The following is an 11,520-nucleotide window of genomic DNA, read 5'->3' as shown; positions in this document are numbered from 1 at the left end:
CTGTCGCGGACAGGGGGTGTCAAGAGGTCCGGTGACGTCGGGAAACAGCCCGAAACGCGACAATGCCCGGCGGGCGGCGCACACAGGTGCACACCGCCCGCCGGGCATCTCCGACCGTCCTGCCGACGTGGGTTACTCGATCCAGGCGTCGACCTTGTCGCGGTTGGCCTCCACCCACTTCTTGGCCGCCGCGTCCGGCGACAGCTTGTCCACCGCGATGTACTTGGCCACGGTGTTCTGGTCGTCGTTCGTCCAGTTGAACTTCTTCACCAGGTCGTAGGCCGGGCTGCCGGACTTCGCGAACCTGGCGCTGACGATCTTGTCGAGGTCGTAGACGGGATAGTCACAGGCGATCTTCGCCGCATCGGCGTCGCACCCCGTCGTGTACGCCGGCAGATCGACCTTCACCAACGGCACCTCGGAGAGGAACCACTGCGGCTCGTAGAAGTAGCCGATCACCCATTCCTTGTTCTTCTCCGCCTTGCGGAACGACTGGATGAGCGCGGTCTCGCTGCCCGCGTACACCACCTTGAAGTCCAGCTTCAGGTTCTTCACCAGGGCCTCGTCGTTGGTGACGTACGACGGGTCCCCGTCCAGCAGCTGGCCCTTGCCGCCGGACTCGGAGGTCTTGAACTCGGCCGCGTACTTGTTGAGGTTCTTCCAGTCGGTGATGTCCGGGTGCGCCTTGGCCAGCCACGGCGGCACGTACCAGCCGATGATGCCCTTGTTGCCGGTCGAGCCGGCCGCCACGGCGGTCTTCTGGTCGGTGATGTACTTCTTCTTCAGATCGTCGTGGCCCCAGTTCTCCAGGACGGCGTCGACCTCGCCCGTCCCGAAGCCCTGCCAGGCGATCTCCTCCTTGAGGTCCTTCTTGTTGACCGTACAGCCGAGGTCGTGCTGCGCCACATAGGCGACGACCGCCGCGTCCGCCTCGTAGCCCACCCACGGATTGACGGCGAGATTGAAGGTTCCGCACTTGCCCGAGCTGCCCGAATCCGCGGAGTCGGCGCCGACCTTCGCGCCGCCGCAGGCGGTGAGGGTCAGCCCGATGACAGTCACGACGGATACGCCGGCCACGCCGGTTCTCCACTGTCGTACGTGTGTTGCCATGCTGGTGCTCCTTAAGCGCTCGCGCGTCGCGCCGCTGCCTGGGTGATCCGGTCGAACATGACTCCGAGAAGGACGATGGCGAGTCCCGCCGCGAGTCCCTTCCCGTACAGCTGCCCCTGCGAGAAGCCGGCCACGACGTCGTAGCCGAGGGCGCCCGCTCCTACCAGGCCGCCCACAACAACCATCGACAGCACGTAGATCAGGCCCTGGTTGGTCGCGAGCGTCAGGGCACTGCGTGACATCGGCAGTTGAACCTTGGTGATGATCTGCCAGGTGTTGCACCCGGCGGACGTGGCCGCCTCGACGGTGGTCTCGGGCACGGCCCGCACCCCGTCAGCGATGATCTTGATGGCGACCGGGGCCGCGTAGACGATCGCGGCGACGATGGCCGTGAAGCGGGTCGCGCCGAACAGCGCCAGGAACGGCACGAGATAGACGAACGGCGGCATGACCTGCGCCGCGTCCAGCGAGGGCCGCAGCAGCCGGTCGACGAGCGGACTGCGCCCCATCCACACCCCGAGGACCATGCCGAGCAGCATGACCAGCACCGTCGCCACGAGGGTCGACGCCAACGTCGTCATCGCGTCCGACCACAGGCCGGTGCCGACCAGCAGACCCAGACAGACCGCCGTGGTGACCCCGGCCCGCGCGCCGCCGAGCACGGCGCCCAGCGCGATCAGCACCGCCGCGACGAGCCACCACGGGGAGTCGGTGAGCAGCGCCTGGAACGGGTTGAGCAGGCCGTTGGTGATGCCGTCACGGAAGGCGTTGGTGAGGCCCGACAGGTTGTCCTGCGCCCAACCGGTCGCGGTGTCGGCCGCGCTCGCGATGGAGCTGCCGGTGCCGCCGTCGCCGGGGAACTCCGCCGCCCAGAGATAGGTGTGCGACAGATAGACGAGGACGGCCGTGACCGCCGCACCGGCACCCAGCAGCGGCCTGCGCCACCTGAGGAAGCGGTTCTTCGAACGCCGGGCCGTCTCCGCACGTGCGCTGGCCGCGGTGGTGACCCGGTCGAGGACGATCGCCATGACGACGATGGCGAGCCCCGCGTTGAAGGCCGTCCCCACGTCGAGCGACTGGAGAGCCTGCACGACGGTCTTGCCGAGGCCGGGCGCGTCGATCAGCGCCGCGATGGTCACCATGGCCAGGGCGGCCATGATCGACTGGTTGACGCCCATCACCACGGTCCGCTTGGACATGGGCAGCAGCACCTTCAGCAGTGCCTGCCGCCGGGTCGCGCCCAGCGATTCGGCGGCCTCGACGGTGGTCTCCGGCACGGAACGGATGGCGTGCGCCGTGATGCGGATCGCGGGCGGTGCCGCGTAGATCACGGTGGCGATCGTCGCGGAGGCCCCGCCGATCAGGAAGAACAGGGTCAGCGGGGCGAGGTAGACGAAGGTCGGCATCGTCTGCATGAAGTCCAGAAAGGGCGTCACGATCCGGTTGACCCGGTCCGAGAGCCCCGCCCACACGCCCAGCGGGATCGCGAACAGCAGCGCCACGAAGACCGCGGAGAGCGTGAGCGACAGGGTGTCCATGCTCTCCTGCCACAGGCCCTGCAGGCCCAGGAAGGTGAAGCCCGCGACGGCCAGCAGGGCGACCCGCCAGTTGCCCACGGCCCAGGAGACGTAGCCCACGATGCCGACGACGCCGAGCCATCCGATCTGCGGAAGGGGGCGGCCGGCGGAGGGCTGTGAGATCAGGTGCTGGATGAAGGTCACCAGGTTGTCGATGACCAGGCGGATCTCGTTGAAGAAGTAGAGGAACAGCGGGTTGGAGTTGCGGTCCGCGCCGATCGAGTCGTTGACGTCGTTGAACCACCGGTGCAGGTCGGTGAGGTCCGCCGCCGCCAGGGTCAGCGTCTGCTTTCCGCGGAGGAGGACGAAGAGGAGCAGCCAGGCCACCAGGATCGCGGCCACCACCGTGCGCCGGCGGAGTCTGCGCACGCCGGCCAGGGGGGCGGACTTCTCCAGGGCGACGGCCATCACGCCCCGCCTTCGTGCCCGGCGACCACCGCGAGGATCTCCTCGTCACCGACGATGCCGAGCAGCTTGCCGTCCTCCACGACCTTGACCGGCCTGTCCGCCGCCAGCACCGCCCGGGTGGCCTCCTTCACCACGACGTCCGGGCCCAGTTCGGGACCGTCCAGGGCGTCGTCGGGTTCGGCCGGGCGCATGATCCACCGCAGGGTGAGGACATCGCCGCGCGGCACGTCCTTGACGAACTCGCGTACGTAGTCGTCGGCCGGGGCGCCCACCAGCTCGTCGCCGGTGCCGCACTGGACCATCTTGCCGTCCCGCATGATCAGGATGCGGTCGCCCAGCTTGAGCGCCTCGGAGAGGTCGTGGGTGATGAACACCATGGTCTTGCCGACCTCGTGGTGCAGCCGGATGACCTCGTTCTGCATGTCGCGGCGGATCATCGGGTCGAGCGCCGAGAAGGGCTCGTCGAAGAAGAGCACGTCCGGGTTGCCGGCCAGCGCCCGGGCGAGGCCGACGCGCTGCTGCATCCCGCCCGAGAGCTGGTCGGGGTAGGAGTTCTCGTAGCCGGAGAGGCCGACCAGTTCGACGACCTCCAGGGCCCGCTTGTTGCGTTCGGCCCGGCTCATGCCGCGGATCTCCAGGCCGAAGGCCACGTTGTCGACGACCCGGCGGTGCGGCAGCAGCCCGAAGTGCTGGAAGACCATGGAGAACTTGTGGCGCCGCAGGTCGCGCAGGCGTCCGGGGTCCGCTTCGCGGATGTCCTCGCCCTCGAAGACGAGTTCACCGGCGGTGGGTTCGATCAGCCGGGTCAGACATCGCACCAGCGTGGACTTGCCCGAGCCGGACAGGCCCATGACGACGAACACCTCGCCCTTGCGGACGTCGAAGTTCACATCGCGTACGGCGGCGGTGCAGCCGGTACGGTCCATGAGCTCACGGCGGGTGAGGCCGCACAACTCCTCCGAGTCCGGCACCTGGTCGGCCTTGGGCCCGAACACCTTCCACAGCCGGCGCACGGATATGACCGGAGTACCGTCCGAATCCTCGGGCGCGCCGCGCCGCTGCGGCACCTCGGTCTGTGTTGGGGTCATGATCGACCTCTCTTCGGCATTCAGCCGCGGAACCAGTGTTGCGGCCGGGGTTGGATGTTCTGCCAGATGTGTTTGGGCTCTCGGTACTCGTCCAGGCCGGTCGGTCCCAGCTCCCGGCCCACGCCCGAATGCCCGAAGCCACCCCATTCCGCTTGCGGCACATAGGGGTGGTAGTCGTTGATCCACACCGTGCCGTGACGCAGCCGCCGGGCCACCCGCTGGGCCCTGCCCGCGTCCTGCGTCCACACGGCCCCGGCCAGTCCGTACTCGGTGTCGTTGGCGATCCGCACGGCGTCGTCCTCGTCGGTGAAGCGCTCCACGGTGAGCACGGGGCCGAAGGACTCCTCGTGCACGACACGCATGTCCTGCCGGCACTCGTCGAGGACGGTCGGCGGGTAGTAGAAGCCGTCGGCGAGGGCCGGGTCGTCGGGCCGTTCGCCGCCGCAGCGCAGCACGGCCCCCTCGGCGAGGCCCGCCGCGACATACGCCTCGACCTTCTCCCGGTGCTGTGCGGAGATCAGCGCCCCGGTCTCGGCCTCGGGGTCGAAGGGCCCGCCGAGGCGGATCCGCCGGGCGCGGCGGACGACCTCGTCGACGAGCCGGTCGTGCAGCGCGTCCTCCACGATCAGCCGGGCGCCGGCCGAGCAGACCTGCCCGGAATGCAGAAAGACGGCCGTGAGAGCGAAGTCCACGGCCGTCTCGAAGTCGGCGTCGGCGAAGATCACGTTGGGGTTCTTGCCACCGAGTTCCAGCGCCACCTTCTTCACGGTCGCCGCGGCGGTGGCCATGATCCGTTTGCCGGTCTCCAGGCCGCCGGTGAAGGAGACCATGTCGACGGCGGGGTCCTCGGAGAGTGGGGCGCCGACCTCGGGCCCGGCGCCCAGGACGAGGTTGGCGGCGCCGGCCGGGAGCCCGGCCTCCGCCAGCGCCTTCATCAGCAGGATCGAGGTGGAGGGGGTGAGCTCGCTGGGTTTGAGGACGATCGTGTTGCCGGCCAGGAGGGCCGGAGCGACCTTCCAACTCGCTTGCAGCAGCGGGTAGTTCCAGGGGGTGATCAGCCCGCACACGCCGATCGGCTCGTAGACGACGCGACTGACGGCGTCGTCACGGCCGGTGTCGATCACACGGCCGGCGTCGGTACCGCCGATCCCGCCGTAGTAGCGGAAGCAGGAGACCACGTCGGCGATGTCGTACTCGCTCTCCACCAGCCGCTTGCCGGTGTCCAGCGACTCCGCGCGGGCGAACTCCTTGGCATCGCGCTCGACGATGTCCGCGGTGCGCAGCAGCAGCGCGCCGCGCTCCCGCTCGGAGGTGCGTGGCCAGGGTCCCTCGTCGAAGGCGCGGCGGGCTGCGGCGATCGCCGCCTCGGTGTCGGGACGCGTCCCTTCCGAGACGGTCGCGGTGAGGGAGCCGTCGGCGGGGCAGCGGATCTCCCGGCGCCCACCGGCCGACGGGTCCCGCCATTCCCCAGCCACATACAGGTCTGCCACGCGCCAATGCCCTTCAGCCGAAATGCGTTGCGCATCATGCATTCAATTGCTTGTGGTGGAACACCTTGACGAACGCCACAGACCTGCGTCAAGGGGTTGGCGGATGACGATTTCGCCATGCGGGTACTTGTGCGGCCACCCTTGACCGAAAGTGATGCCGAGCCGACCATGTTGCGTATCGCTCACCATGTTGTGCAATACGCACCGACGGAGGTCGCTGTGTCCGCTGAGTACCCTGGTCCGCAGCCCGGTCGTGAGTACGTCCTCACCCTCTCCTGTCCGGACAGCTCCGGGCTGGTCCACGCAGTGAGCGGCTTCCTCGTCAGGAACTCGGGCAACATCCTGGAGAGTCAGCAGTTCGACGATCGGCTGCAGGGCCGTTTCTTCATGAGGGTTCACTTCGACGTTTCCGACCCGGACGCGCAGGTGAAAACACTGCGTTACCGATTCGGTCCCGTCGCCGAGGCGTACGGCATCACCTGGACGCTGAGCGAGGCATCGACGCCGACCCGCACCCTGATCATGGTGTCCCGGTTCGGTCACTGCCTCAACGATCTGCTGTTCCGCCAACGCACCGGCGCGCTCAACATCGAGATCCCGGCGATCGTCTCCAACCACCGGGACTTCGAGGGCCTGGCGCGGACGTACGGCATCCCGTTCCACCACATCCCCGTCACCAGGGACACCAAGGCCGAGGCCGAGGCGCGCCTGCTGGAGCTGGTGAGGGACCTGGACGTCGACCTGGTGGTGCTGGCCCGCTACATGCAGATCCTCTCCGACGACCTGTGCAAGCAACTCGAGGGTCACGCCATCAACATCCACCACTCCTTCCTCCCCAGCTTCAAGGGCGCGCGACCCTACGACCAGGCCTACGACCGCGGCGTGAAGCTCGTCGGCGCGACGGCGCACTATGTGACCCCGGACCTGGACGAGGGGCAGATCATCGAGCAGGACGTGGTCCGGGTGGACCACTCGCTCGGACCCGGGGACCTGGTCACGGTCGGCCGGGACGTGGAGGCCCAGGTGCTCGCGCACGCGGTGAAGTGGCACAGCGAGAGCCGCGTCATGGTGTACGGCAACCGCACGGTGGTCTTCCGTTGAGCGGTACGACACGAGGGGGCGGGGCCGGACTTCCGGCTCCGCCCCCCTTTTTTTCGTATACGAAGGATCCGTATACGAACGGCGTTCAGCTTCCCAGCCGCTCCAGCACGGCGCGGCGCCACCGTTCCGTCTCCGCGATCTGGTTGAACGTGAACAGGTGCAGCCCCGCGACACCCGCCGACGGCGCGGTGAGCGCCTTCTCGGTACGCGCCAGCAGCCTGCCGGGGGAATACCCACCGGGTGCCGCGAACCGCAGGAACCACGAGGCGTGCCCGGTCAGGAAACGGGTCGACTCCCCCACGCCGATCTTCGCCGCCATGGACAGCAGCTTCGCCCGTTGTACCGGCCCCGCGACGCCCAGGTGGACGGGCAGGGTGATGTCCCGGCGCCGGATCCGGACGAGCCAGTCCCCCAGCACCCGTGGGTCGAAGCACAGGTTGCTCACCAGGTAGGTGGCGTGCAAGCGCTTGTCCCACATGGCCTGCACGGTGATGTCGTCGTGGATGAGCGGGTGGCTCTCGGGATAGCCGGCGATGCCGACGCGTGCGAAGGGTTTGCCCAGCTCACTCAGCCGGCGCAGCACCGGCAGCGCCCCGTCGTAGGTCCCGGCCGGTGGGTCGGCGTCGCCCGCCGGGACGAACACGTCGTCCACGCCCACCTCGCGCAGCCGATCGGCGACCTCCTTCAGATGCACCTCGTCGCGCAGCAGCCGCGCGGGCACGTGCGGGACGACGCGGTAACCGTGCGCCGCGAGCCGGGTGGCGAGGTCGAGGGTCGGTTCCAGGCCCTTGACCGGCGACGCGGTCACGGTGACGACGACCTCGCGCGGGACATGGGCGAGGACCTTGTCCTCGGTCGCCTTCGTGGGCAGCACCTCGTAGCGGACGCTCTCCAGCAGCGTCCTCAGCCCTGAACCGGCCAACGTCTACCCGGCCTGCTGGGCATCGCGGTGACGGTAGTACGCGGCCTTCGACGGCGGCTGCGGCTCCTTGCCGAGGATCAGGTCGGCGGCCTTCTCGGCGATCATCATCACCGGCGCGTAGATGTTGCCGTTGGTGACGTACGGCATCACCGAGGCGTCCACCACGCGCAGCCCCTCCGTGCCGTGCACCCGCATGCTGGTGGGGTCGACGACGGACATCTCGTCGGTGCCCATCTTGCACGTACAGGACGGGTGCAGGGCGGTCTCGCCCTCCTTCGCGACCCAGGCGAGGATCTCCTCGTCCGTCGCCACCTTCCGGCCGGGGGAGATCTCGCCGTCGCTGTAGGGGGCGAGCGCGGGCTGGTCGAGGATCTCGCGCGCCACCCGGATCGCCTCGACCCACTCGCGTCGGTCCTGCTCGGTGGAGAGGTAGTTGAAGCGCAGGGCCGGGTGCTCGCGCGGATCCTTGCTCTTGATCTTCACCGAGCCGACGGCGTCGGAGTACATCGGGCCCACGTGCACCTGGTAGCCGTGGCCGCCGGCCGGTGAGGAGCCGTCGTAGCGGACCGCGATCGGCAGGAAGTGGAACATCAGGTTGGGGTAGTCCACGTCCTCGTTGCTGCGCGCGAAGCCGCCGGCCTCGAAGTGGTTGGTCGCGGCGGGCCCCTTGCGGAAGAGCCACTGGAGCCCGATGAGGGGGGCGCGCCACTTGGCCATGTACGGCTGCATGGAGACCGGTTGCCTACAGGCGTACTGGACGTAGACCTCCAGGTGGTCCTGCATGTTCTCGCCGACACCCGGAAGGTCGTGCACGACGTCGATGCCCAGGGCGCTCAGCTCCTGCGCGTTGCCGACGCCGGAGAGCTGGAGCAGCTGCGGGGAGTTGATCGCGCCGCCGCACAGGATGACTTCGGCGGCGCGGACCTGCTGGGGTGCGCCCTTGCCGCGCCGGTACTCGACGCCGACGGCCCGCTTGCCCTCGAAGAGCACCCGCGTGACGAGGGCGCGGGTCCTGACCGTGAGGTTGGGCCGCTTCCTGACGGGTTTGAGGTACGCCTTCGAGGCCGACAGGCGGCGTCCGCGGTGGACGTTGCGGTCGAACTTGGCGAACCCCTCCTGCCGGAAGCCGTTGACGTCGTCGGTGGGTGCGTAGCCGGCTTCCCGGGCGGCCTCGAGGAAGGCGCCGAAGAGCGGGTTGGTCGCGGGACCGCGTTCGAGGACGAGGGGGCCGTCGTGGCCGCGGAACTCGTCGTCCGGGTCGGCTGCGAGACAGTTCTCCATACGCCGGAAGTAGGGCAGACAGTGCGCGTAGTCCCAGGTCTGCATGCCGGGGTCGGCCGCCCAGCGCTCGTAGTCCATCGGGTTGCCGCGCTGGAAGATCATGCCGTTGATGCTGCTGGAACCGCCGAGCACCTTGCCGCGCGCGTGGTAGACGCGCCGGCCCCCCATGTGGGGCTCGGGCTCGCTCTCGTACTTCCAGTCGTAGAACCGGCTGCCGATCGGGTAGGTCAACGCCGCGGGCATATGGATGAAGACGTCCCACGGGTAGTCGGAACGCCCGGCCTCCAGCACCAGCACGCGGTTCGCCGGGTCCGCGGAGAGTCGGTTCGCCAGTGCGCTGCCGGCCGATCCGCCGCCGACGATGACGAAGTCGTATTGCAGGGGAGCCATGGTGCCTCGTCTCGCTCGCGCCGTAGATACGCGAGGCATGCTAATAGAGGTAGCGTCATGCGCACCAGGTTGCGAACGACGCAACTTGCAAGGTCTTTGTTTCGGCTTCGTTGCTTGCGGTCGAGTTGTTTACTGCGCGTATAGTTGTGCTGTGAGCAACCACAGCCAAGACACCGAAACGACAAGTTCACAGGCCGGCGGAGTGCAGTCGGTGGACCGCGCCATCAGCGTCCTCGAAATCCTCGCCCAGCGCGGCGAGGCGGGCGTCAGCGAAGTGGCCGCCGAAATCGACGTGCACAAGTCCACCGCGTTTCGTCTGCTCGGCGCCCTGGAGGCGCGCGGTCTGGTGGAACAGGCGGGTGAGCGCGGCAAGTACCGCCTCGGCTTCGGCATCGTCCGCCTGGCCGGTGCGGTGACCGGACGCATCGACATCACCCAGCAGGGCCGCCCCGTCTGTGAGCGTCTCGCCGAGGAGATCGGCGAGACGGTCAACATCGCCGTCATGCAGGAGCACTACGCGATCAACCTCTACCAGGTGCGCGGCCCCGGGGCCGTCACCGCGCACAACTGGGTCGGCCAGCTGACCCCGTTGCACGCCACCTCCAGCGGCAAGATCCTGCTGGCCCACCTCCCCGCCAAGGAGCGCGCCGCGCTGCTGGCCGAGACCGGGCTGAAGAAGGTCACCCCCCGCACCATCACCGCCAAGACCAAGATCGAGAAGAACCTCGCCGAGGCCCGGGAGCGCGGCTACGCCTGGACCCTGGAGGAGCTGGAGATCGGCCTGCACGCCATGGCCGCGCCGGTCCGCAACCGCGACGGAGAGGTCATCGCGGCGCTCAGCGCCTCGGGTCCCGCGTACCGCTTCACCGAGGAGCGTCTGCACGAGCTCTCCCCGGTGCTGCTCAAGGGCGCCGAGGAGATCAGCCACCGGATGGGCTACCTGGGCTGACCGGCCCGACCACCGGGGCTGCCGCCCAGGCGCTCGTTCACCCAGTCGTGGAACGCGCCGATGTGGTGCTCGCTGGGCACCAGCACCCCGCCCTTGGCGTACATCCGGGAGCCCATCCCGGGCTGCGTGCGCTCGCACGCGTCGAAGTCCTGCCGGTTGACCCGGTCGAAGAGTTCCACGGACCGGCTGACGTCCTTGCCGCTCTCGACGACGTGCGGAAGGTAGAGCCAGTCGCACTCGACGATCGTGCGGTCGACGGCCACCGGGTACATGCGGTGGAAGATGACATGGTCGGGGACGAGGTTGACGAAGACCTGCGGCCTGACGGTGATCGCGTAGTAGCGGCGGTCCTGGTCGTCCGCCACACCGGGGATGCGGTCCAGCCCCTCGGAACCGTCGACCGTGAACCCCTGGACCTCCTCACCGAACTCCGCGCCGTGCCCGACGTAGTACTGCGCGGCGTATCCGTCGGCGAACTCGGGCAGCACCTCGGTGAGTTCGGGGTGGATCGTGGCGCAGTGGTAGCACTCCATGAAGTTCTCGATGATGAGCTTCCAGTTCGCCTTCACGTCGTAGACGATGCGCCGGCCGACCGAGAGGTTGTCGATGTCGTAGCGCTCGATCGACTCCACGTCGCCGAGGCGGGCGACGACATCACCGATGACGGCCTCCTCGAAGGACGGCGGGTCCTCCGCGAGGCACACCCAGACATAGCCGAGCCATTCGCGCACCGCCACGGCGACCAGACCGTACTCGGTGCGCCCGACGTCGGGCATCTTGGTCAGATTGGGCGCCGCGACGAGCTTGCCGTTCAGGTCGTACGTCCAGGCGTGGTACGGGCACTGGAAGGCCCGCTTGACCTCGCCCCTCTCCTCGGTGCAGAGCCTGGCGCCGCGGTGCCGGCACACGTTGAAGTAGGCACGAACGGCGTTGTCACGCGCGCGGGTCACGAGGATGCTCTCGCGGCCCACGTCGACGGTGCGGAAGGCGCCGGGCTTCGCCAGCTCCGAGGCGCGCGCGACGCAGAACCACATGGTCTCGAAGATGCGCTCCTGCTCCTGGGCGAAGACCGCAGGATCCGTGTAGGAGGAGCCGGGGAGGGTGGCGATCAGGCTGTCCGGCAGACCGGTCGAGGTCACAGGGCACTCCTCGGGAAACGTCGTGGAGGGGACATTCACGCGCCGGGAAGAGCGACTCCGGACGG

Annotated in this window: 9 protein-coding genes; 2 read left to right on the top strand and 7 right to left on the bottom strand. The window is 68.6% G+C overall.

Annotated elements, in window-relative coordinates; genetic code table 11:
- Positions 1–132: 132 nt before the first annotated feature.
- Genes OHU34_RS40290 through OHU34_RS40275 form a run of 4 tightly spaced genes read right to left on the bottom strand, consistent with a single transcriptional unit; the run spans position 133 to position 5,673 of the window.
- Entirely contained in the window at positions 133–1,110 is a 978-nt protein-coding gene (locus OHU34_RS40290; RefSeq protein ID WP_142268536.1) for an ABC transporter substrate-binding protein, read from the bottom strand.
- Positions 1,111–1,121: 11 nt separating this feature from the next.
- The gene (locus OHU34_RS40285) at positions 1,122–3,095 is read right to left on the bottom strand and encodes a proline/glycine betaine ABC transporter permease (protein WP_142268537.1); all 1,974 of its coding nucleotides are present in this window, start codon (positions 3,093–3,095) and stop codon (positions 1,122–1,124) included.
- Positions 3,095–4,183: a glycine betaine/L-proline ABC transporter ATP-binding protein gene (locus tag OHU34_RS40280; protein WP_142268538.1), complete on the bottom strand. Its 1,089-nt coding sequence runs from the start codon at positions 4,181–4,183 to the stop codon at positions 3,095–3,097. Before OHU34_RS40280 ends, OHU34_RS40285 begins: the two co-directional genes overlap by 1 nt.
- Positions 4,184–4,203: 20 nt before the next feature.
- Positions 4,204–5,673, bottom strand: coding sequence for an aldehyde dehydrogenase family protein (locus tag OHU34_RS40275; RefSeq protein ID WP_142268539.1), 1,470 nt, complete (start codon positions 5,671–5,673; stop codon positions 4,204–4,206).
- Between the two features lie 219 nt (positions 5,674–5,892).
- Between OHU34_RS40275 and purU the strand changes: the two genes are divergently transcribed.
- Positions 5,893–6,774, top strand: coding sequence for a formyltetrahydrofolate deformylase (gene purU, locus OHU34_RS40270; RefSeq protein WP_230194024.1), 882 nt, complete (start codon positions 5,893–5,895; stop codon positions 6,772–6,774).
- A gap of 85 nt (positions 6,775–6,859) precedes the next feature.
- On the opposite strand, the gene OHU34_RS40265 is transcribed toward purU, so the two are convergent.
- Together OHU34_RS40265 and betA are read right to left on the bottom strand one after the other, a co-directional pair.
- Positions 6,860–7,696, bottom strand: coding sequence for a 5,10-methylenetetrahydrofolate reductase (locus OHU34_RS40265; RefSeq protein WP_405771223.1), 837 nt, complete (start codon positions 7,694–7,696; stop codon positions 6,860–6,862).
- Between the two features lie 3 nt (positions 7,697–7,699).
- Complete coding sequence (betA, locus tag OHU34_RS40260) at positions 7,700–9,367, bottom strand: choline dehydrogenase (protein WP_405771220.1); 1,668 nt, start codon at positions 9,365–9,367, stop codon at positions 7,700–7,702.
- Positions 9,368–9,569: 202 nt separating this feature from the next.
- On the opposite strand from betA, the gene OHU34_RS40255 reads away from it, so the two are divergent.
- Complete coding sequence (locus OHU34_RS40255) at positions 9,570–10,316, top strand: IclR family transcriptional regulator (RefSeq protein WP_142269866.1); 747 nt, start codon at positions 9,570–9,572, stop codon at positions 10,314–10,316.
- On the opposite strand, the gene OHU34_RS40250 is transcribed toward OHU34_RS40255, so the two are convergent.
- Positions 10,304–11,455, bottom strand: a complete 1,152-nt coding sequence (locus tag OHU34_RS40250) for an aromatic ring-hydroxylating dioxygenase subunit alpha (RefSeq protein ID WP_142268543.1) — start codon at positions 11,453–11,455, stop codon at positions 10,304–10,306. The two genes, OHU34_RS40255 and OHU34_RS40250, sit on opposite strands and share 13 nt — an antisense overlap.
- Positions 11,456–11,520 lie beyond the last annotated feature (65 nt).

This window comes from Streptomyces sp. NBC_00080, assembly GCF_045041255.1.
In the GTDB taxonomy this organism is placed as follows: domain Bacteria; phylum Actinomycetota; class Actinomycetes; order Streptomycetales; family Streptomycetaceae; genus Streptomyces; species Streptomyces coriariae.
This window is presented reverse-complemented; position numbering and strand designations above follow the sequence as displayed.